Raw genomic sequence first — 22,407 nt, 5'->3', positions numbered from 1 at the left:
GAGAGCGCGGCCAAGCGTAGTATTTCAAAGAATATGCCGTATAAAACAAAGAATATGCATGGTAAATGATAGATGAGCGGAAAAGAAAAAAGAGGGGCGAGATTATCTCTCACCGCCTCTTTGTCATTTTTATTGATTCATTCCATTCGGATCCATCCAGAACAATTCCCATTGATGACCATCCAGATCCTCGAAGCTATGTTGATACATGAAACCGTGATCGTTAGGATCGCTATAAAGCTTACCTCCAGCAGCTACGGCTTTTTCAACAAGTTCGGTTACTTCTTCACGGCTATTGAAGCTTAAAGCAACGAGTACTTCTGTTGTTTTCGTTGCATCGGATATTGCTTTTTTCGTGAATGTTTGGAAAAAATTCTCGGTCAATAGCATGACATAGATATGTTCACTGATTACCATGCAAGTTCCAGTTTCATTTGTAAATTGGGGGTTGAACGTAAATCCCATAGCTGTGAAGAACGCGACAGACTTGTCCAAATCTTTCACTGGTAAATTCACAAAAATTTTATCCGATTGAACTGCCACGATAGGATCACCTCAATTAGTTATTTGTACTTCTCTATGATAATGGAAGGCAAATCCTTGAGTCAAATGTATGAGGATTCCTTGCCCTCGTAAGCTCGCTTAAGCGCGGCGATATCAATCTTTTGCATACCGAGCATCGCATTCATCACGCGCGCCCCTCTCTCACGATCTTGGGTATGGAGGAGCTCGCCCAATGTGGTCGGAATGATCTGCCATGACAAGCCAAATTTGTCCTGTACCCAACCGCAGCGTTGAGGTTCACCGCCATCGGACAGCTTCTCCCAAAGGTAGTCAACCTCCTCTTGCGTTTCGCAGTTGACGAATAAGGAGAGGGCCGGTGTGAATTTGAAATGAGGGCCGCCATTTAACACCATATACTGTTGACCATGGAGTGAAAATGTACCAGAAATAACTTTGCCTTCGGGCCCAGTGCGGTGAACACTTTCAATTTTGGAATCGCTGAATATCGATGTATAGAAGTTCATAGCCTCTTCGGCATTGCCGTCGAACCATAGGAATGGACTAATTTTTTGCATGGGAGCAGCTCCTTTTTTTTTAAGATCATTGTATCACAAATGTTGAAAAGTACATGAAGGATGCTTGTTTAGCGAAAGAAAGTATTCATGTAGGTCATTATGACTATGTCAAGTTATGTAAACTAAACGCGAAAACCTATGAGAATATACCTAATTTCCGACATTTTCCACTAAAAAATCGTATTTTTTAGGACTTTTTATCTATAAATGTCGCAATTTATCTGGTATAATCAGCCATATCTGGTGATTCGTTAGACTCAGAGACAAAATGGATTACACACACAATGGGAGAGTTGATACTTTTGGAAAAAACAAGCGCAAAAATCGTAATCGCAAGTCTAATACTTGGTTCCATTTTACCTTATGGCAATCAAGCATTTGCAAGCACGTCATTCAATGATATTGAGAGTCACTGGGCACAGAAAACCATTACCTCGATGTCTGAGAAAGGTGCAATCAATGGGTATGCGGATCAGTTATTTAAACCAGATGCCACCATTACAAGAGCGGAACTAGTTACGGTCATTAATAAAGTATTTGGTTTTGAGGCAACTGGTACTTCATCCTTCTCGGATGTGGCCCCAACGGCTTGGTATAAAGTCGAAATCGACAAAGCTCAGAAAGCAGGATATATCTCCGGTTATCCAGACGGCACCTTCAAACCAGAAGCGAACATTACCCGTGCTGAAATGGCTACGTTGATCACCAATTTGAGCCAATACACAACGGAAACGAACAATAGCGCGAATGCTTATACAGATGTAAAGTCAGGAGCAGAGTGGGCTAAAAAGGGTATTTCCGTCGTTTCCGACCATCAGTTGATGAACGGCTATGAGAACAAACAATTCCAACCAACGGGGAATCTGACTCGTGCTGAGGCACTAGTTGTCCTTGAGCGACTTGGACTTCACTTGTTGTCTTACAATAAATCAGGCGTGTATGGACCTGAAACTGGCGTTGAGAAAATTAGTAAAGATGTGATTGTAGACACGACAGATGTCACTTTACAAAACCTCGACATCGAAGGAGATCTCATCATCGGCGTACATGTTGGTGAGGGTGATGTGAATATCAAGAATGTCAAAGTATCTGGGAAAACGTACGTCTACGGCGGTGGAGCACACAGTATTCACTTCTTCAAGTCACTTGTTAATTTCTTGGGAATTCATAAAGTATCCCCAGTTCGTGTAACATTTGACGATTCGACGGTTAACGATGCCAATATTCAAAGTGAGAGTGTCATTGAAAGCAGCCCGAATACGACGTTTAAAAATTTGAGTCTTAACGCGCCAGTCCCGTTGTTTTTGAGTGGTATATTTGGCAATGTAACAACGAATTCACCTAAAAATACGTTGAATTTGCTATCCGGTACGATTGAGAAATTGACCAATTCGACCAATGCTCCTGGTGGAAATGTAAATCTTAGTCCAGGAACAACTGTTCTAAATTTACTCTTGGATGCATGGGCAAATATCACAGGCGGTAAAGGAATTACGAATGCAACGATCAATTCGGAGGGGAACGTATTTGATGAGAAGCCGAAGAATTGGGAGTTAGGGAAGGACGTTGGAAAGGATACGTTTGTTGATCTTAAGGGGACGGATACGCCGATTGTTACGAATGGTAATACTGGCGGCGGTGGTGGTAGTGGTCCGACTCCAGCAGCAAACAACAAGCCTTTAATTGAGTTACACGGTGATCCAACGGTAACCTTGTTCATGGGGCAAACCTTTGTGGATGAAGGAGTAGAGATTACCGATGAAGATACTGATTTAACAGCGACTATTACGTATACGAAGGACGGATCCACGGTTAGTGGCGTTGATACATCAATTGTGGGCACTTATACGATTCATTACAATGTAAGAGATCATGCGGGAAGTGTTGCGGACGAAGTAACGCGTACAGTTGTTGTTGAATTGGATACGAAGAAGCCAGTAATCACCTTGAACAAGGATGCATCGGATCATGATACATCATACGTCATCGTACAGAATGGGAATGATTTTAATGACGATGGTGTTACGATCACTGATAATAAAGATGTAGGTCTAGTTCCTGTAATTACTTATACGCTTGATGGATCAACTGATGTGATTACTAGCGTAAATACATCGGTAGATGGGATTTATCGCATTCACTATAACGTAACAGATATTGCTGGGAACATAGCAGATGAAGTAATTAGGACTGTAGAAGTTACGACAGATCTAGTTGTTGCCGTTGAAAGACAGATTACTGCACTTCCTGATGTAATTGAAAGAGAAGATATTAGTAAAGTAGAAGCTGCCTTAACTAATTATCATAACTTGGAAAGTCGTATTGGCGAAGTGGATTCAGACCTCGTGACCCGATTATTAGCAGCTGAGCGAATTATTCGCGTGTATCAGGCAGAGCAAGCACTGCAGTCTGCGATTAATAACTTGCCGACTACAATTACTGTTGATCCTACTAGATTTGGTCAATTTTTGAGCCAATTTGATGACTATTTCGGACTGTTGCAAGGCATCAAAAACGCTATCAACTCAGATTTAACTGATCACTATAGTGAATTGGCAGCAATTGACGAGTTGCTTGGTCAAATCTTGACTGCGTACGACGCGCTGAGCAATCCGAGCGGCGATATCACGCTTGATACTACTCAGTTAGTTGCTGGTATTCAGACTGCATTTGCACAGCTGTCGATTAGCGCTAAAGATAGATTAGGCGAAGATACGTTAACCCAATTGCATACGATTGAAAATGTCATTAAATTGATGGATGCGTCCGATAAAATTAAAACATTTATCAATGGCATTTCCACCTATGATGAAGTGGACACAGCAGCAGTTCAGCATATTATCCTTGATGCAAAGAATTTGTATACTGAAATTGTAACGCAGTTTGGCGGCCAAGTAGATATTCAAGTACTGAATATGTTTAGCCAAGCTAGTAAGCTTGCTACTGCGATTGACAAAGTTCAAAGCTTGTTAAACAACAAAGACCAGGTTATTTCAGGTTTCAAAGCGCAATTGATTCAAGATGTGCTGCATTTACACGAACAACTTGTTAGTGAGTATCAAATCTCTTTGAATGATCACAGTCAAGAGATTCAGGAAGCTTTTGAGCACTACTCAGATGTAATGGGGCAACTCCAAACGTTATTGAACGGATTAGGTAATATCAACCATCTGCAAGCTGGAGACATTTCTCAACTTATTAATAATGCTAGAGCTGCATACGAAGATTTGATGACGCGCCTTGGACAAGATCCAGATAGCAGTCCCTTCACTGATTTGGGAGTATTAACAACGAATTATGCGAACTCATTCGGCAATCTGCAAAACTTGATCAATAATCTGTCTGATATGAAAAAGATTGATATTGCTGAAGCGATTCGCATTATTTCGGATATACAGGAAACGTACAGCCAGATTTCATCAGGAACAGGTCTTTCCAGTCAGGTGAACAGCGGTGTGAACTCACTTTTAGACACCGTCAAGCAAACGATGGAAAAAATTCAACTGTTGCAAAAATTGATGACCAATCCACTGTCGCTAACTGATGAAGAAATTGCGATCGACCTACAGTCACTAGCAGATATCCAATCTCTGTATCAAAATATTATGAACGCTTTGCATATTACGCCTGATCCTAATGTGACGACTGCATTAACTGCTCTACAAGCCGTTGCGAATGGCCTTCAATCGGCAAGATCATTTGAAGATAGTCTGCATAATTTATTTAATCAAAATGTCGGAACAAACTTGAAAAACACCTTGGATGCTTTATGGGCGGCATATACAAGCTTGAACTCAAATGGCGGGGCACAATTCCTTAATAGTGATTTATTTGCTCAATTTAATAACTTGTCCACGCTAGTAAATGGATTAGTTCAAGCAGAAACCGCATCAGTTGGAGTTGTAAGATCATTAATTAATGCTATTCCAGCTCAAGTTGCATTAACGGATAAGGTAAAAATAACTGCTGCTAGATCAGCTTATAATTTCTTGAGTGCGAATGGAAAATCTGTTCTTCAAGGCGAGCAGCTAGAGAGCAAATTGCTAGATGCAGAAGCTCAACTGGCTGTACTGCAAGCAGAAGTTGCTGCGAAAATCGATGAAGTTCGTGGGAAAATTAATGATTTGCCTGCAACCATTACTTTAAGTGATGTTGTCAATGTTGGCCTCGCAAGAATTGCATACACTTCGTTGAGTAGCGATGATCAGCAAGTACTAATAAATGATCAAACTTATGCGAAGCTGACGAATGCTGAAGCTCAAGTTACTAATTTGGTTAGCCTTGAGAATGGTAAGTTAGTAGCGGCAAGAGCTGCGATTAATAATTTGCCTGCTCCAGCGAACATCAAGGATTCAGATATTGGTGCCATTATTGCTGCGAGAGGTTTGTATAATATATTAAGTGACGTAAGTAAGCAAGATTTAATTGATGACGGAACCTATGCTAAGTTAACTACGGCGGAAGCTGCGGGTATTTCGGCACAAGAGGTGGCAGACAAATTAGTTGCTGGTGCTTTTGATTTGACAATTAGTGGAATAGAATTAATGCCAGAATGGTTAGATTCTCTTAAAAATGCTAAAAAGAAAGCAATTATTGAAGCAAGAGACACTTATTTAGGAATGAGCACAAGTCAAAAAGCAAAGGTCACAAAATTATCCAAGTTAAACGCATTATTGACTAAATTCAAATTGGATACTGTATAGTAGTAGCTGAAGCCCTAGGAGAAAAATCTCCTAGGGCTATTTTTATTTTCTTTACCCAAACACCGGCGACGCCAACACCGTCGCCCCAAGAAACACAACCTGCAGCACTGTCCGCGCTGCCAATCCGGGCACTGCTTTGCCGCCAATCGTCAACTGATTACGCGCGGCATACACATTCGCTGGAAACATGGCGAGTAACAGGAGCGTTAAGCCTATCGAGGCAGCGAGGGATGTTACAGGCAGCAGGATGCCTACTGCTCCTGCTAGCTCGAGGTACCCGGTGATCGTAACGATCAGCGCGGGTCTTGGAAAAGAGGGAGGGACCATCCGAATGAGGTCGGGTCGTCTTTTGCCCCAATGTGCAGAAGCCGTTAACAGAAACATGATAGCCAGCGCAGCTTGTAAAGCGGAATGCCATTCATTGAAATAAGTCCAACCGAGATAACCAATTCCCCGGAACAAAATAAAAGATGAAACCAGCGCAATAAATGGCGCCATGTGAATTCCTCCCATCAATGCTTAACGATTCGCATGGATTTGTCCTTTTTGTAAACGAGCCCGATATTGCCCAGGTGTTAATCCTGTCCATTTCTTAAAAGCGCTTTGAAATGCGCTAGGTTCTGAAAAGTGCAGCACATAAGCGATCTCGCCAACGGAGTACTCCCATTTTCGAAGGTAGCTCATAGCTAATTCTTTGCGTACTTGGGTCGAGAGGTCATTGTAGGTTGAATTCTCTTCTTTTAATTTGTGCTGGAGAGTTCGTGAGCTCATCTGAAAGTAAGTTGAGGTTTGCTGTAAGGTGGGGAAATAGGAAGGATGGCAAGTGTGCATCCACTGCATAATTTGATCTGTGAAACGGCTTGCTTGCGTTAGTTCTTGTCTCGATTCATGCGCGATTTTTTCAAATGCGGTCAATAGCTTGCTATCGGAATACAGTACAGGGTAGGCAAGAACATCCTTAGGGAATCGTAAGCTATTTTCATTAGCTTCAAACCGAGGATACTCTCCAAACACTGACAGATAAGGAGCTACATCTGCGGGTGCCGTATGGCGAAAAGACACTTCCCGTAACGTCAAGCGCCGATTACTTAGTCTGCCGATTAATCGAAAGAGGGAGCTAGCCATATCTTCGATACAATGACGGGACTTATGATCTTGTTCAGGGTGCTGTAGATACATGTTAATCAGCACATCATCGCCTTGGAAGTCCCAGTCCAGATTAAAGCCGCTGCATAGAAGTACGTTATATCTTTGATAGGCAGCTAGCGCATCGAGGACCGAATTAGAATGCATCATAACATAGCCGAGAATACCCATATCACTGAAATCCATGATTTGCCCCTGATGCAAACCGAAATGCTCATCCTGTGTAAAATGGGCAGCTGCGATCGTTAAACGCTCCAGTTCCTCGCCTGTAATACGCGTCTCAACATCCTGCAGGAGATTTTGATCGAAGGAAGCATACGTACAAAATTGCTCGGTATCCAAGCCTTTATGCACAATCGTTTTCATGATGGGGTATACCATTGAGATGGCAACTCCGTGGCTTTGCAAGATAATTCCTCCTTTGCGCGAATAAGCAATAGGTTTGCGTGTTTGATCATTTCGCTTCATCCGCAATCGCTCTATGCTGATTATAGTCGCTAACAAGGAGGAAATCATCTTGAAATCGAATATTCTCGTTATTAATGGGCACCCAGATCCGCAGAGCTATTGTGCAGCCTTATCGAATGCTTATATGGAAGGTGTCGCAGGCAGTCAAACTGAAATTCATCGAATCGATATTAACGCACTAACGTTTGATCCGAATCTGCAGTTTGGCTATCGCCAGCGAACCGAGCTCGAGGCTGATTTGCTCAAAGCACAGGAGTTGATTCGCTGGGCAGACCATCTTGTCTTCGTCTATCCTACTTGGTGGGGGGCGATGCCAGCCTTAATGAAGGGTTTTATTGATCGGGTCTTTTTACCGGGTTTTGCTTTCAAATATCGGGAAAAGTCAGTGCTTTGGGATAAGCTTTTGCTTGGGAAATCTGCCCATCTCATTGTGACAACCGATACGCCGGCTTGGTATAGCCGATGGATAAATAGGCATGCGGGGTACCGTGTGATGAAGCATAATATTTTGCAATTTTGCGGGATTACACCTGTTCGCATAACCGAGATCGGACCGGTAAAGCCATCTTCACCAGAGAAGCGAGCCCAATGGTTGGAGAAAGTGAAACATCTTGGGACGAAGCTAGCGTAGCTCGTACATGCTATAGCTGATGGTTTGGTTGCGACCGCGACGTTTGGCCTCATATAAGGCTTTGTCAGCAATTTCAATCAATGTATCCTTGTCTCCGGCGCATGCAGGATAGGAGGCAATGCCCAGCGATAACGTGACAGGACGGCCGACTGGACTCAGGCTGTGGTTCATTGTATGGCGAATCCGCTCCGCGACAATGTGGGCCTGTTCTTCTGTTGCATAAGGCTGTAAAATCATAAACTCCTCGCCGCCGAACCGACAGCATACATCCCCGCTGCGAACTTCTTTTTGGATCACCTGTGCGAGAAATTGAAGTACTTCATCCCCTTTAGGATGGCCGAATTCGTCGTTTACGGCTTTAAAATGATCGAGATCTAGCATAATGATGCTAAATGGCAGCTGCAATTTCAGCCATTGTTGCATGTGATCGTCAATCATCCGACGATTTCCGAGTCTGGTGAGCGGATCTGTATTTGCCTCTTGTTCGAACGTTGCAACTCGGTTTTGAAGCAGACTGACCACTCGCAGTATGGTTCTGTTTAACGCATTGGCTTCATAGTTCCAGTGATGAATAAGAGGCGGAGCAGTGGGAGCAGCTTCATGATCAAACTGCAGCGCATATTCGGATAAACGGGTCAGTGGATCCGATAGTTTCTTTGAAATCCAAAGTACAATTAGGATAAGAAGCAGCATGAGCGGTAGTGTATTCGCCATCATATTCTTGATAAGCTTGCGAGAAGCGATGTGAACGTTGGCCTCCGGTGTTTGCGAGACAAAGCCCCATTTACTTTCATGAGCAACAGAGTATCCTGCCAAAAAAGGGACGCCTTTAGAGTTAATTAGCGCTTCCTGACCGCTTTCGCCATTCATCAGTTTTTGAACGACAGGATTGATATCTCCAACGAAATCACCTACCCGTTCAGGAAACGGCGAGTAAATGATTTGACCTTTTGCATCGACGGCGTAAAAATAGGAGCCGTTCTCACTGATTTCGTTTACTCCGAAAATTTGTTGAATGACATTTGAATCATGCAGGTAAATATTCCCGCCTAACATACCCTTGTAGTTGCCGTTGTCATCAAAAATAGGTTGATTAACAAAAATAACTAACCGATTCGTAGTTGAGGTGAACGCATCAGACACCATTGGCTGCTTAGATTCTAGTGCTTTTACGCCAGCAGGAGCGAGTACCTTTGGAAGTGCTTTGACGATTTCGTTAGGGGAAGAAAGCTTAACAAACCCATTAGCATCAACTAAAATGAGCGAATTGAAATAGTTGTTGGAACTGCGAAATGTATCCAAGTAAAACTGTTTCTCGGCATCATCTGGAAGACGCTTCAAAACATCTACGGATAAGGCGAGATTATTTTTCATGGATTTGAACAAGGAATCTGCTGTATTGCTAAGCTTCTCAGCGTTAATTTGATTAAGCTCGAGCATATTGTTAACAATCGATTGTTTCTGAGCTCTATAACTAGACAACGTACTTACTGTAAATGTCACGATCATAGCAAACAGCACAATGAAGCTTACAATATAGGTCAATTTAATGCCCTTGAAAGGTTTATGCATATCGATTCCCTCTATCGTAGTAGTGTTTTGGTAAGAAATGAACGGGACAAATGGACTATTGAATTAAGAATATAGACAAAATTCGACAAATTTATTCTGGTTTCCTTCCTTAAACGAGATAAGAATACAATGAAATTTTAAAAAATAAAGGCTATCCCTTAAGTCTTTTTCGGACTTTGGAGATTGCCTTTTCGTCATGGAAAACACTAAGAGCTTTACTTGTCTTTAGCTTCTTGCAGCTCTTTCACAATTTGCGGGAATTGCTTATCTAATTGATAAAAGTAAAGAATAATGGCCATGAGCACGCTAATAATGATGGGCAAGTAAATAAACATGAAGAGGATGGAAGAACGAGCAGATTCGCTGATATGGTCTTGACCTCCGACATAGCCTCCGAATGCGAGCAACCAGCCGACTAATGCCGCGCCAAGCCCGCTGCCAGCCTTGGAACCGAAGCTTCCGGCACTATAAACAAGGCCTTCTGTACGCATGCCTGTTTTCCATTCGCCATATTCGACTGTGTCTGCCAGCATAGCGAACATCGTTGCGGCTAGGGGGACGCCGCCGAGTGATTTGACCACGGATGCGATGATGACAATCGTCAGATCTGTCGGGTCGATGATCGTAATCGCGGCTCCTACTATGGAGATGAGTAATCCCATAATAGCGGAATTGCGTTTACCGAACCTTTTAATAATCGGAGCAACGAGCAGCAGTCCAAGCACCAACGGGACAAAGGAAATGAGGCCAAGAACGGACATTAAACTGGCATCACCAAGAATATATTGCGCGTAATAAATGTTAACGGCTGTACTAACAGAAGTCATGATGAAGCTAAGAATCAGGAAGATCACAAGCAACGCCCAATACTTGTTGTGGAATAGCGCCTTCATGGATTGGCTCAGCGGTACAACATCTTGGACAATCGCGGGCTTCACACGTTCTTTCGTTGTACGGAACGTAATTAAGAAAAGTAGCGTCGCAAGAACACCATACATAACGAAGGTCATTGTCCAACCGTGCTTGCCTCCTCCGAAACCATCAACAATTGGAACGGTTAGTGTTGAAACCAAGACAGCGCCAATAATCGCCATGAACATGCGGAAAATGTTAAGCAACGTTCGATCGTAAGGATCCTGCGTGATCAGAGAGTTGAGAACGCCATAGGGCACATTCGCGCCTGAATAAATCACATTAATTAAAAAGTAGGTAACATAGGCATATACGAGTGCTCCTGTAGGGCCTAAATCTGGCGCTGAGAACAGTAAGACACCGGAAATACCAAATGGAACAGCTAGCCAAAGCAACCAAGGACGAGCTTTACCGTGCTTGCTTCTTGTTTTATCAACTAACACGCCGACACCAATGTCTACGAAAGCATCAAAGAACCGGGCAAGCAATAACAAGGTACCTACGGCGGCTGCTGAGAAGCCAACGATATCCGTGTAGTAAAAGGTTAGAAATGTGGCGGCTGACGTCCAGATCAGATTACTAGCCAAATCGCCTACGCCATAGCCTAGCTTCTCAGAAAATGTGATTCGCGTTTGTTCCATCATGGGTTCCTCGCTTCTATGATTAGTTTTGTCCGTTTAGTTGGAGGAGGAGATGATCAACCATCTCATCTGAAAATGCGCCTTGGCTGAACGAAATCAGGTTGCGAAGCGGCATGGATATGAGTGCAGCTTGCATGATTTTGGCCATTTTTTCATCACCGTCCGAAATGCCCAAAGAAGCTTGGAAGTTCTGTGTAAGCGCCTGCATCATGGGTGCAGCAACAGGATTGCGCATGAGATCTCCGAGCAAAGAGTTGCGCGTATACGTTTGACGAAGCACGACGGTGGAATTCACTACAATCGTAGCTCGTTGTGCAAGCTGTCTAGACGATCCACCGATATGAATCTCAAACTCGCCACTCTCGACGTGCCAATCCTTCAGTTGGGTGTTGTAATAGGCAAAGGAACGCTTATCCAGTGTAAAAGTAATTGTCTTTTGTTCGCCTGGTTGGAGCTCTACCTTTGCGAAGTCTTTCAGTTCTTTGTCTGGTCTGGTCATGGAACTTTCGATGTCTCTTACATAAAGCTGAATGACTTCCTTTCCAACACAAAATCCTGAGTTTGTAACGGTAACCTGCACATCCACGGTATCTGTATCCAGCAGCTCAGTGCGGCTCACGGTAATATTAGAATATTCGAAAGTTGTATAGCTAAGCCCATGTCCGAAAGGGAAAAGAGGGGCCATTTTTTTCGTATCGTAATAGCGATAACCTACAAAGATACCCTCTCTATACTCCACGCGATCACCTTCACCAGGGAAATGCAGGAAGGATGGATTGTCTTCCAGCTGCATAGGGAACGTTTCTGCAAGCTTGCCGCTAGGATTGACATTCCCGAACAGTACATCTGCAATGGCCCCGCCAACGGCTTGCCCGCCTAGGTAAGCTTCAACGATACCGTCTACTTGCGGTGCCCAAGGCATTTCCAACGCGGAACCGTTCATGAGGACGACAACGACGTTGTTCTGTACCGCTGTAACGGCTTCAATAAGCTGTTGCTGGTTCTTAGGCAGCTTCAAGTGTGCGCGGTCGGCCAACTCGGATTCGAAGCCATCGGGTAACCCAGCGAAAATAATGGCGACCTCCGCCACTTGCGCTGCCAACTGGGCTTCTTCTAGCAAGCTGTTGTCGACTTCTTCGGAGTCCAACGCGTAGCCAGGTGCATAAGTGATCGAATCTGGCTGTGAAGCGATTTGTTTGATTTCTTCTAAAGGAATGTCCACCCGCGTCGGTACAACAAAGGCACTACCGCCGCCTTGGTATTTCGGTTTCTCAGCTAGTGCACCGATGATGGCTGTTTTGCTGCTTTTCGCAAGAGGAAGTATTCCCTCCTCATTTTTAAGCAGAATAAGGCTTTCACCAGCTGCTCTGCGTGCCAATCGATGGTGTTCATCCGCATTGAAAGCAGCATTTTCTTTTTTGTTATCAAGGTGCATGAAAATCAAGAACAGCAGTCTTTCCACTGCATGGTTTAACCTTTCTTCGGTCAAAACCTCACTTTGCACAGATTGTATGATTTTCTTAGCACTGATGCCATTGCCGGGCATTTCAAGATCAAGGCCGCCATGGATGGCATCCACAATTTGGTCAACAGCCCCCCAGTCGGAGACGACTAATCCTTCAAAGCCCCATTCATTTCGGAGTACGTCATTTAACAAATGTTCGTTTTCCGAGGCGTAGTTGCCATTTACTTTGTTATAAGCGGTCATGAGCGTCCATGGCTGCCCTTTCTTAACGGCACCTTCAAAGCTAGCCAGATAGATTTCACGCAGTGTGCGCTCGTCGATAATGGCGTCGTAAGACATCCGGTGGTGCTCTTGATTGTTCGCGGCAAAGTGCTTCAATGAAGTCCCAACACCTTGGCTTTGCACGCCTTGGATATGACTAGCGGCCATTTCAGCGGATAGGTACGGGTCTTCTGAAAAGTATTCAAAATTGCGTCCACCAAGCGGTGAACGTTTGATGTTAGCGCCTGGCCCAAGCAGCACGGCGATATTTTCAGCTTGGCACACTTCGCCAAGCGCGACACCCACCTCGCGAATCAAGTCGCGATTCCAAGTGCTTGCGAGTCCAGCAGCAGTTGGAAAGCAAGTGGATGGCATCCCGCCATTCATCGCGAGCCCTTCCGCGGAAGGGCTTTGTTTATGAACGCCATTTGGACCATTGGCTACCAGAATAGATGGAATACCTAGACGTTCAACTCCTTTTAGATGCCAAACATCCAAGCCAGAGCACAGATCAGCTTTTTCCTCCAATGTCATTTGTGAAACGAAATGCTGTATATCATGGTTCATTTTGATTCCTCCTATGTGAAAATGGGGATTTTTTAAGCGCTTTCATTTCCTTGTACAGACTTATTATAAGGAATGAAATGATGAAAATATGGTATAATTCTTTGAAAAATCGTAAATTTTGTAGGAGCTATTCGATGGAATTTAATCCTTTATTTTTAGCTAAATTGATACATGAAAGTTTGCAGCTACCTGTCTTTTGGCGGAGTGCGGAAGATCAAGGCGATCAGGCGTTTTTTGAACATGAATCGCGTATTCCGATTGCTTCCTTAGAAAATCCCGACTACTTGCAGCAATTAATTCAACGCAGCTGGGATAAGGCTTTTCCAGTCATTCAGACGACAGAGTTTCTGGAGCAGTTTGTTTTGCAGCCTGTCTATGTGGAGGAGAAGCGGGTAGGGACGATCGTCATTGGTCCTACCATCGATCACATGCCTAACGAGGAAACCATTCGAAATCTGATGAATGATAGTCAGATTCCGAGTAAATTTCATTTATTTTGGGCGGATTATTTGCGTACTCTTCCTCTTGTTACCAAACAGCGATTATTTCACATTGGATTGATGGCACATTGGATCGTGAATCGTGAGGCTTTAGAGCTGACTGACGTACTTGAATCTAATTTTCGGATGGAGCAACGATTCTTGTCAGAGGAAGACATTGAGCATACGATGTCCGATATGAAGGAGTTTAATGGACTTCATACGAGTCCAGAACTTGAACAAATCATATTGCGGCATATTAAGAACGGGGATAAAGAAGCGCTTAAAAAAATGTTTGTATTGGGATCAATCGGAGGGGAGGCTGGGACACTTTCCAAACGAAGTTTATTGAGAAGCCGCAAAAATTTGGCTATATGCGCAATTGCGATTGGCGTTCGAGCGGGGATGGAGGGTGGACTTTATACCGAGCTTGCATACCGATTAAGCGACACGTACATTCAGCATATTGAAGATCTGAACGATATTCGATTGGTGGAAACTGCGATGATTGATGCATTTTTGGATATTGCGGGGCGCGTAAGCGAGAACCGAAAAGGGTCGGTCTCGAAGCCAATCGCGCAGTGCCGCGAGTACATATACAATCATATTTACGATGCGATTCCCATTTCCGAGTTGGCTGAGAAAACGGGCTTGAATGGGACGTATTTATCTTCCCTTTTCAAAAAGGAAACCGGTATGACAATCAGCCTCTTTATTCAGCAAGAAAAAGTGGAAGAAGCGAAGAAATTGCTGGATTTCACAAGTGAATCGGTTTCTACGATTGCGACTCGCCTGAACTATTATGATCAGACCCATTTCATCAAGTCTTTTAAGAAAATTGCCGGTGTCACCCCGAAGCAATATCGGGATCGTAAGGCGGTTAAGAGCTGAGGGCCAGTGAATGACAGAACTAAAACCCCCATGTCAAGGACATGGGGGTTCTTAGCGTTAATCTCACTAACCTAACGATGTTCAACCAAATCAATGGCTCCCAAGATGACATGGGCAACGCCAAAGCCAAGGACGCCGACTACTATTCTTCAGGTAGTAACATTGACCATTCGTGAATACAATTGGTTCTGAGGAGGGGACTTATGGCGATGTTTGTTCGGCAGGCATGGAGCAATGAGAAAGCGGAAAAGCATCTCGATACATATTTTACGAGCGTACTTAAGAACAGCCGCTATCAGAGTGGCTTGCAAGTGTTGATTGAAACCAGCGGATTTCAGTATGTCTATGCCGCAGGGAAAATGTCAGCGAGGAATGGCGCAGCAATTTCAGCCCAGCCCCCTTTTCATACGGCGAGTATTGGAAAAGTGTTTACAGCTGTGTTAATCATGAAACTGGCGGAAAGAGGCTGTATTTCGCTGGAAGATACGGTTGCTACTTATTTGCCGTCTTCTGCTCTGGAAGGACTCTTTGTGTATCGAGATCAAGATTACGCAGAGAGCGTGACGATCAAACAGCTGCTGAATCACACATCGGGGTTGGCGGATTATTTTGAAGATCCTGTCTTGCAGAAACCTGCGTTTATGCAACGAATAGTTGAGAATTCCGATGAGCGGTGGACACCGGAGGCTTTAATCGATTTTACGCGACATAATCAAACCAATCTCGGGCCGCCAGGCTTGCGGTTTCATTACTCCGATACTGGTTATATCCTGTTAGGGCATATTATTGAGCTTGTTACGGGGCTATCGTTCAGCGATAACCTTCATAAAGAAATCTTCAATCCACTGCAAATGAATGATTCCTATTTGATGATTTATTCGCAGCCGAAGCATACACCCGTGGAACCAATTCAAGATATTTGGTTGAATAAGGTTGAGATTAGCCGTTTTCCAAGCTTAAGCTGCGATTGGGCGGGGGGAGGCATCGTGGCGACGCCGCAAGATCTTCTGCTTTTTCAAAAAGCACTCTGGAATGGAACATGTATCAGTGCTGCATCGCTTAAGGCAATGACAACCTTCACACATAAATTCCGCAGCGGCATTCATTATGGATTGGGGATGATGGAACTCCATTTCGAGGAGTTTTTCTTTTTGCTCAGAGGCTTGCCGAGGCTGCAAGGACACAGCGGGATTCTAGGAACACAAATGTACAGTCATCCTGAAACGGATACGCATATTGTGATGAATTTTGGCTCCAGCAAAGCGATCGTTAAAAGCATGAAGGCGTTGATTGAAGTGGTTATGACGTTGAGGAGGATGGGGTTGGTTTAGTGGATACACTACATCACCAATCCGTTACCCCAGGTCCCGTAGCAACCGCTACCCCCGCCATCCCACCATCCTTTCTTCCCCGCTAACGGACACAGTAGGCACTATTTAGCTGTTGCTCTTTTTAAACAGGTAGATCTGAGCATTTAGCGTCGTTCGTGTCCGTAAGCATGCACAAATAGCCAGATTTGCAGAAATAACGGCACTGGTGTCCGTTACGCATCACAATTAATGTTGCCTGCTCCAAGCCGTCACCACGCACGCAAAGAACCCTCATGATTTCATGAGGGTTCTGTTTTTCTGCAAGCCTCGCTGCGCTTCCTCTCGGTAAGCTTTCGGTGATTTCAAGGACACTCGTCTGAACACTTTGTTGAAGAAGCTCAAATCCTCAAAACCAACCTGCTCTGCGATGACAGCAATTTTATCTTCAGTGCGGACAAGCAGGTCCTGCGCCACCTGAATCCGTATTTGATTCCGGTACTCGACGAAGGTGTGGCCGAAGTGGGACTTGAATTTTGAAGAAAACGTGGATAAGCTCATCCCGCATAACGCGCTCATTTGTTCCAGACTTAGTGGACTAGCATAGTGAAGTGAAATAAATTTGGCCATATCTTCAAACAAATCCTGCACGTCCTGAACAGGCGGCCAAGTGGGTTGGACGTAGTTCGCGTAGCGTCGGCTCAAGTCGATCAGCAGCTCAATTAGCCGATTTTTAATCACAATCTGGTAGCCCATTTCCTTGCTATGAAACTCTCGCAGCAGACGGTCGAGATGGAGAACGATCTCTAGATGCTCATGGTGACTCAGAGTCAATCTTGTCTGAAAATCCGTATAGTTCCGAAAAAACGGCTCCATATAATAAAAGTTTAAGAAAGAGGCTTCCTTGGACAGAGCCCCAATCTCCGAATCTAGGACGGATGACTGAAAAAGTACATTGTAGACAACCAACGGGCCAGTTCCCGCTTTATATGCGTGAGGAACATTGGGTTCGATGACGAAGACATCGCCTTTAGCAATTTCGTAAGTCTGTCCGCGATATGTATGTTTGCCAGCACCTTCCGTTACATAAACGAACTCCACGAACTGGTGCGCATGCATGGGAATGACCTCTCCAGGTTCGAATATATATCGTGCGGTGTAAAAGGGAAAGTCCTTACTCTCCAACCACATCTCGTCCGTATAAAATAGCGTCTCTAATTCCACCTCGCAGAATCACCTCATTGAAACACAAAATCGACCAAGATTGCGCAAATTGAATTCGCTTACAATAAGAACAAAGCAACACTTCTTTTATTCTCACATGGAAAAGAGGATTTGACAATGACACAGGCGTTTCCTATTGAAACCTTCCAATCCGAATCGTTTAAAAATCAACTAGGCGGCTACTGGATGCGAGTTGCCGACCAAATTCAGACGTTGAATAGACTCGTCTTTCTAGAATGGGCATCCGCCCGCGTCATCGCAGGTTGGGTACCTGCTGCCCCAGAGCTGGAATGGAAGTGCGAAATGTCGCACATCATGTGGCATCAGATGACTTTCGCTGAGCGTTTACTCACCCGTAAGGAAGAGCTGGCCAGCAACCGCAAGGTGACGATTCCGTCGACCGCGCTGGAAGAATTGCTACAAAACGTCTCGCGTGCGGATACGTTTTTTGCCTTCATGGCGGGATGGTTCCTTGAAATGAATCGCTCCATGGTCGATGCGTATGAGCGGTTACTGGATGCGCTCGATCCCATCTTCGATGCGCCCACCATAGAGCTGATCGAGGACATCATTCCCAAAAAACGGAAGCATAACGAATGGGCTCGGTTAATTGTCCATGAAGCTGTTAAGCAGCCAGACGTGCTGCATAGCATAGAACGATTTAGAGCTTACGCAAGAGCTTCACTTAAGCATATCGGCAGTGTCGACGAGACGCAGCTCGAAGCCACAGGCAGCACGCCTCCTGCTTTTCTAATTAATGAACCTTTAGGGCCAGCACCTCGTAAACGCGCCAAACCCAACAAGGTGAAGACTACGTCCGAATTCATTCCGCCAGATGAGGTTGCAGACAGCTTAAAAATCTTCATGTGGCACTACATGACAGAAATTCAAGTCGTTGATCCGATGTGCTACGTGTTCTACGGACTCTCGGATATGCCTTTTGAATTTTACATTGACTTTAGCCGTCATATTTGGGATGAAACGCGCCATCATCAAATGGGTGTGCGTCGCTTGCAGCAGATGGGCTTTGATACATCTGAGTTCGCTATTCCGTATGGCGAAGATGCGATCAGCGAGTTTGAAAATTATTACTCAGAGTTGTCGATGGTTGGAGAGACATGTTCGTTCACAAGGAAGAAGAAATCGATGGAATCGTATTATGAGAAAGGCGATATGCTGTCAGGAATGACGGCAGAAATTGATATCATTGATGAACGAACCCACGTGAAGTTTGGCAAGAAGTGGATACCCGTGATGCATAAGAATCGATCTGGGCAGGAGCAAAGTTTGGATGAAATTATTCGCGAGATCATGAATCGCTGGATCGATCAGGACCAGTCTGGACTAGGCAGTCTGCAGGGGAATCCCGAGCTCGCCAAGCTTCCGGAAGAGGAGAAGCGGAGTATTAAACATTTTGCCTTTTGTGGGAAGATTGAGTTTAAGGATTTGAATTTTGAACGGTTGTAAACCTAATGCCCTCATGGATTTCCTTGAGGGCACTTTTCATTCTCTACTCAGCAAACCCGAAGCTAGGTTGGTGTTGGGCGGGGAATCCGCATACATGGCTTGGATCTGCTTCCTGTCTGACTAGAATAGGAGCGTGCAACTAAACGATTTTCATGATCTTGCCATCCTGTGTGCACAAGTACAGCTCGCCAGCTGCGTCCGTTCCGAAGGAAGCTATATGCAAGCCTGATTGGAGTAGGGTTTTATTTTTGACAGTGCCGTCACTAGGTTGAGACAATGCCCAAATGTTACCCGAACCATAATCCGCGTACACATACCAGCCTTTAAGGTCCGGGAGTTTGGAGCCCCTGTACACAAAGCCTCCAGTTACGGAGACACCTTGATCACGACCATAGGTGAAAATAGGTTGCTCTAAGCCGGTCTTATTGCAGCCAACCTTCGGTTCGTAACACTCGAATCCTTCTTGTATGTGCCAGCCATAGTTTTTGCCTTTTTCCACGATATCAATTTCTTCGAATTTGTTTTGGCCAACATCTGCTGCCCAGAGCTTGCCAGTAGCGGTGTCGAAGCTGAAACGCCATGGATTCCGCAGTCCGTATGCATAGATTTCCTTAGCCCCTTTGTCGATAAATGGATTGTCAGCGGGAATCGCATAATGGAGCCCGTTAGCTTGTTTATCTACGTCGATGCGCAGTATTTTTCCTAGTAAAGATTGCAGGTTCTGGCTGTTATTTTGCGGATCGCCGCTGCTGCCACCATCTCCGGTTGCTATGTATAAATAGCCATCCGGCCCGAATGCTAGTTGTCCGCCATTATGATTGGGGTAGGGCTGTTTAAAGGTCAGCAGTACTTGTTCACTCTTTGGATCAAGAAGAGCAGGGTTCGTGGAATCAGCGTCATAACGCGCTATAATCGTATGCGTTTCCGTTGTGTAATTCACATAAGCCTGATTCGGATGCTTCGGGTGGAAGGCTAATCCAAGTAAACCTTGCTCATTTCCGCTATCGTTTACGCGATCGGTAATATCTAAGATGAGTGTCGGCTTTTCCTTCGGCTGATTGACGTTCACGCTCTTGATTCGACCCGGCTGCTCGATGACATACAACAGATCAGGTTTGCCAGCGCGATGTTCAAGCCCAACGGGACGTTCAAAGGTGTGCGGATCAAAAATATTGCTTAGCGAAATGCCGTTCGTTGTCGTGGACGAAGGTTCTGTTTCCTTTGACCAAAAGCAAGCTGTCAGGAAAACCAAAAGGAATAAGCTCATCAAAGCAAGGCTATAACGCTTCATCAATAACAACCTCCAAGTTCATCTTATAGGAATGTTGGCAGCTATCATTCGAGATTTTTCGCCAGCAGTGCTATACTAGAAAGAAAAAAGGGAGCTTCCACATGAAAGATTCGGACAAAGCAGTATGGCTCAAGAGAAAAAAATTAGGTCGTTCCAAATATTTGGTTATGTATGGAATCGTTCCTTGGGGAATAGGGGCAGCGCTCTTAACGACCCTCATTGAATTCATATTTTTCAATTCCGTTAATTCGGTTTGGATTCCAATTCGTTTGCTCGTATTCGCGTTTGTCGGCTTTTTCGTTGCAAACGGACGTTGGATGACGATGGAAAATCGTTTTGAACCACCTGCACCTAGACGACCGTAAGGTCGTTTTTTCTTTTTCAACCACTCGGCATGACCCATATTTCCCGAAAATCAATCCATCCCAAATCGTTAATTGTCACGCCTTTAATCGAGTCGTGATACGTCGTTTGTTGCGAGCGATGCAGCACGAACAGGAACGATTTCTCCGCTTGAAGCTCATCAATCAAGGCATGTAAACCCGCAATTCGCTCATCGAGACTAGGATTGCTAAGAATCCCCTCCATTTGCAAATCTACCCACGTTAGCCGCTCTCTATTCAAATGTGCACGAACATAGCTGTTGCTTTGTTTCAACGTTTGGATTATATGAAGGTCATAATTGCTTTCCATACAAATGTGGTAAAAAATAAGATCCGCTTCATCAATCGTATCCAGCTGCATCATGTCAGATTCACTCCGAATCGTGATTTCTACGGGAATCCCAATCTGTGCACACTGACGACAAATCCACATGGCATCGTCATTGTTATTCCGATAAACATACATGTGCAGTTTGTCGCCTTTGTAGCCCATTTCATCCAGCAGACGCTTCGCTTCAGCAATATCCGTTCTCGACATCACAAGGGCATCCATTGTGGGCAAAAAGCTGCCTGCAGGCGCTTCTCTAAAACCGCCAAGCTCTTCAATCATCCGCTCGCGATCAATCACGAGATCAACGGCTTTACGGAAGTTTGGATGGCATTGTGGACCTCTTTTATTTCGATTAAACGTTAATAAACTGCAGCCCATAATCGTCTGTTCAATTTGATGCCATTCGGAATCCTTATCAATCGCGCCTACGGGATTATGCGAATTCGCCCCTCCACGAAACACCTGAACCGTATCCCAGCTTGGTGTCGCTTCTTTCAGATCAGAGGGCAAGAGCCAAATTTCAATGAGATCTAGATGCGGACGCACGCCAAAATAATTATCAAACGCTCGCAGCTTACAAATGTAATCATCGTTTCGTTCCAGCCTGAACGGACCTGTGCCAATGGGCATCCGGCCAAAAATAGATTCATTATCCCGGCAAATTTCTTCTGGAACAATAGCTGTAGAAATATGTGCTAGCTGCTGAAGAAACAGCACATTAGGCTGACTTAATTCAATGGCCACTGCACTTCGATTCAGCACAGTTATCGTCTCAATACTCTGGGTCATCCAGCCTTGCGCTGCGGCATGACCTAGTTTTTTTAAACGCGATAACGTGTAACTAACATCATGCGCGGTCATCTCTCTGCCGTGATGGAAAAGCACGCCTTTTCGCAAATAAAAGGTATAATGCAAGCCGTCTTCACTGATTTCCCAGTAATGTGCGAGGTGCGGTTCGATCACTTTCGTTTGCGAATTATAACGAACGAGGGAATCGAAAATTTGACTAACCAGATGAAAATCAAAAGCATAAAATGAGTGGGCTGGATCCAGCGTTACCAGCCATTTGTAAACAGGAATACGCAGCGTATCCTTGAAACGCTCCTCGTGTTCAACCGTCCGATAGCCAAAAAAGCTGAACAACCACTCGATGAAGGAGTCTTGCAGCGCTTCTCCCTTGCCAAGTTGATGAATCAGCTCAATGGTGCCTAAATAATCGCCCCGATTAGCAAGCGACATCGCTTGTTCCGAGACCATATCCTCTGAAGAGACCAAAAAAGTAAGCTCGGAAATATTCCCTCTGCCTCGACCTGGCTTCCAGGAAAGCCAATTTTGATCGCTCATTTTTTTCAATAAAATCTTAACATTGCGTGTGGAACAGTACATTCGATCCGCTAATTCTTCTAATGTAATCGGCTGCGGCTTATGCTCAATACCATGCTCAAAACCCGCACGAAGCTCCAAAAAATGAGTCAGTAGCTGCATCTTCAACGTCCTTTCAATAAAAGGGGAAATCATTGAAGTGAATTATACTCTTTTTGTTCCCCTTATTCCAGCGTAAACTAAGGGTATCAGGAAAAGAAAGGAAA

16 protein-coding genes and 1 pseudogene are annotated in these 22,407 nt (G+C 44.6%); 7 read left to right on the top strand and 10 right to left on the bottom strand.

From position 1 onward, the window contains the following. Positions 1-129: 129 nt before the first annotated feature. Both AC58UX_RS07455 and AC58UX_RS07450 read right to left on the bottom strand, forming a co-directional pair. Positions 130-543 (bottom strand): VOC family protein, encoded by a 414-nt coding sequence (locus tag AC58UX_RS07455; protein ID WP_497251017.1) that lies wholly within the window; start codon positions 541-543, stop codon positions 130-132. A 62-nt stretch (positions 544-605) separates the two neighbouring features. Then, the gene (locus AC58UX_RS07450; protein WP_497251015.1) at positions 606-1,079 is read right to left on the bottom strand and encodes a VOC family protein; all 474 of its coding nucleotides are present in this window, start codon (positions 1,077-1,079) and stop codon (positions 606-608) included. A 302-nt stretch (positions 1,080-1,381) separates the two neighbouring features. On the opposite strand from AC58UX_RS07450, the gene AC58UX_RS07445 reads away from it, so the two are divergent. Then, a complete protein-coding gene (locus AC58UX_RS07445; protein ID WP_497251013.1) occupies positions 1,382-5,782 on the top strand; it encodes an S-layer homology domain-containing protein in 4,401 nt (1,466 codons plus the stop codon). A gap of 51 nt (positions 5,783-5,833) precedes the next feature. Here AC58UX_RS07445 and AC58UX_RS07440 read toward each other — a convergent pair whose 3' ends face one another. Together AC58UX_RS07440 and AC58UX_RS07435 are read right to left on the bottom strand one after the other, a co-directional pair. After that, positions 5,834-6,280, bottom strand: coding sequence for a DoxX family protein (locus AC58UX_RS07440; RefSeq protein ID WP_497251011.1), 447 nt, complete (start codon positions 6,278-6,280; stop codon positions 5,834-5,836). Between the two features lie 21 nt (positions 6,281-6,301). Continuing rightward, positions 6,302-7,336, bottom strand: a complete 1,035-nt coding sequence (locus AC58UX_RS07435) for an AraC family transcriptional regulator (RefSeq protein ID WP_497251009.1) — start codon at positions 7,334-7,336, stop codon at positions 6,302-6,304. A 109-nt stretch (positions 7,337-7,445) separates the two neighbouring features. On the opposite strand from AC58UX_RS07435, the gene AC58UX_RS07430 reads away from it, so the two are divergent. Continuing rightward, positions 7,446-8,027, top strand: a complete 582-nt coding sequence (locus AC58UX_RS07430) for an NAD(P)H-dependent oxidoreductase (RefSeq protein WP_497251007.1) — start codon at positions 7,446-7,448, stop codon at positions 8,025-8,027. Here AC58UX_RS07430 and AC58UX_RS07425 read toward each other — a convergent pair. From AC58UX_RS07425 to AC58UX_RS07415, 3 genes are all read right to left on the bottom strand, one after another. Continuing rightward, positions 8,019-9,599, bottom strand: coding sequence for a sensor domain-containing diguanylate cyclase (locus AC58UX_RS07425; protein WP_497251005.1), 1,581 nt, complete (start codon positions 9,597-9,599; stop codon positions 8,019-8,021). The genes AC58UX_RS07430 and AC58UX_RS07425 overlap by 9 nt on opposite strands. Before the next feature lie 215 nt (positions 9,600-9,814). Continuing rightward, entirely contained in the window at positions 9,815-11,152 is a 1,338-nt protein-coding gene (locus AC58UX_RS07420; protein ID WP_497251003.1) for an MFS transporter, read from the bottom strand. Between the two features lie 22 nt (positions 11,153-11,174). Beyond that, the gene (locus tag AC58UX_RS07415; protein ID WP_497251001.1) at positions 11,175-13,445 is read right to left on the bottom strand and encodes a glycoside hydrolase family 3 C-terminal domain-containing protein; all 2,271 of its coding nucleotides are present in this window, start codon (positions 13,443-13,445) and stop codon (positions 11,175-11,177) included. Between the two features lie 134 nt (positions 13,446-13,579). Here AC58UX_RS07415 and AC58UX_RS07410 point away from each other — a divergent pair, with 134 nt between their 5' ends. Together AC58UX_RS07410 and AC58UX_RS07405 are read left to right on the top strand one after the other, a co-directional pair. Further along, a complete protein-coding gene (locus AC58UX_RS07410) occupies positions 13,580-14,815 on the top strand; it encodes a helix-turn-helix domain-containing protein (RefSeq protein ID WP_497250999.1) in 1,236 nt (411 codons plus the stop codon). A gap of 203 nt (positions 14,816-15,018) precedes the next feature. After that, on the top strand, positions 15,019-16,146 hold the full coding sequence (locus AC58UX_RS07405) for a serine hydrolase domain-containing protein (RefSeq protein ID WP_497250997.1): 1,128 nt from the start codon (positions 15,019-15,021) through the stop codon (positions 16,144-16,146). 270 nt (positions 16,147-16,416) lie between these two features. On the opposite strand, the gene AC58UX_RS07400 is transcribed toward AC58UX_RS07405, so the two are convergent. After that, on the bottom strand, positions 16,417-17,346 hold the full coding sequence (locus tag AC58UX_RS07400; protein ID WP_497250995.1) for a cupin domain-containing protein: 930 nt from the start codon (positions 17,344-17,346) through the stop codon (positions 16,417-16,419). A gap of 117 nt (positions 17,347-17,463) precedes the next feature. On the opposite strand from AC58UX_RS07400, the gene AC58UX_RS07395 reads away from it, so the two are divergent. Both AC58UX_RS07395 and AC58UX_RS07390 read left to right on the top strand, forming a co-directional pair. Then, on the top strand, positions 17,464-18,813 hold the full coding sequence (locus AC58UX_RS07395) for a DUF455 family protein (RefSeq protein WP_497250993.1): 1,350 nt from the start codon (positions 17,464-17,466) through the stop codon (positions 18,811-18,813). 56 nt (positions 18,814-18,869) lie between these two features. Continuing rightward, positions 18,870-18,956: pseudogene (locus tag AC58UX_RS07390) on the top strand (DUF5701 family protein); the annotation flags it as partial. Here AC58UX_RS07390 and AC58UX_RS07385 read toward each other — a convergent pair. Further along, positions 18,953-20,104: a PQQ-dependent sugar dehydrogenase gene (locus tag AC58UX_RS07385; protein ID WP_497250991.1), complete on the bottom strand. Its 1,152-nt coding sequence runs from the start codon at positions 20,102-20,104 to the stop codon at positions 18,953-18,955. The pseudogene AC58UX_RS07390 and the gene AC58UX_RS07385 overlap by 4 nt on opposite strands. 101 nt (positions 20,105-20,205) lie before the next feature. Here AC58UX_RS07385 and AC58UX_RS07380 point away from each other — a divergent pair, with 101 nt between their 5' ends. Beyond that, positions 20,206-20,469 (top strand): hypothetical protein, encoded by a 264-nt coding sequence (locus tag AC58UX_RS07380; RefSeq protein ID WP_497250989.1) that lies wholly within the window; start codon positions 20,206-20,208, stop codon positions 20,467-20,469. 16 nt (positions 20,470-20,485) lie between these two features. On the opposite strand, the gene AC58UX_RS07375 is transcribed toward AC58UX_RS07380, so the two are convergent. Next, positions 20,486-22,303, bottom strand: coding sequence for an SgrR family transcriptional regulator (locus AC58UX_RS07375; RefSeq protein ID WP_497250987.1), 1,818 nt, complete (start codon positions 22,301-22,303; stop codon positions 20,486-20,488). Positions 22,304-22,407: the final 104 nt, after the last annotated feature.

Source organism: Paenibacillus sp. J22P90 (genome assembly GCF_059692195.1).
Note: the sequence above shows the minus strand (reverse complement) of the source record. Positions and strands in the feature narration are given on the sequence as shown.

What these genes read in the sequence shown, in the direction of transcription:
- AC58UX_RS07450 (WP_497251015.1), bottom strand. Translation starts at nt 1,079, where the DNA reads ATGCAAAAAATTAGTCCATTCCTATGGTTCGACGGCAATGCCGAAGAG.
- AC58UX_RS07440 (WP_497251011.1), bottom strand. Translation starts at nt 6,280, where the DNA reads ATGGCGCCATTTATTGCGCTGGTTTCATCTTTTATTTTGTTCCGGGGA.
- AC58UX_RS07425 (WP_497251005.1), bottom strand. Translation starts at nt 9,599, where the DNA reads ATGCATAAACCTTTCAAGGGCATTAAATTGACCTATATTGTAAGCTTC.
- AC58UX_RS07420 (WP_497251003.1), bottom strand. Translation starts at nt 11,152, where the DNA reads ATGGAACAAACGCGAATCACATTTTCTGAGAAGCTAGGCTATGGCGTA.
- AC58UX_RS07415 (WP_497251001.1), bottom strand. Translation starts at nt 13,445, where the DNA reads ATGAACCATGATATACAGCATTTCGTTTCACAAATGACATTGGAGGAA.
- AC58UX_RS07410 (WP_497250999.1), top strand. Translation starts at nt 13,580, where the DNA reads ATGGAATTTAATCCTTTATTTTTAGCTAAATTGATACATGAAAGTTTG.
- AC58UX_RS07405 (WP_497250997.1), top strand. Translation starts at nt 15,019, where the DNA reads ATGGCGATGTTTGTTCGGCAGGCATGGAGCAATGAGAAAGCGGAAAAG.
- AC58UX_RS07395 (WP_497250993.1), top strand. Translation starts at nt 17,464, where the DNA reads ATGACACAGGCGTTTCCTATTGAAACCTTCCAATCCGAATCGTTTAAA.
- AC58UX_RS07385 (WP_497250991.1), bottom strand. Translation starts at nt 20,104, where the DNA reads ATGAAGCGTTATAGCCTTGCTTTGATGAGCTTATTCCTTTTGGTTTTC.
- AC58UX_RS07380 (WP_497250989.1), top strand. Translation starts at nt 20,206, where the DNA reads ATGAAAGATTCGGACAAAGCAGTATGGCTCAAGAGAAAAAAATTAGGT.
- AC58UX_RS07375 (WP_497250987.1), bottom strand. Translation starts at nt 22,303, where the DNA reads ATGCAGCTACTGACTCATTTTTTGGAGCTTCGTGCGGGTTTTGAGCAT.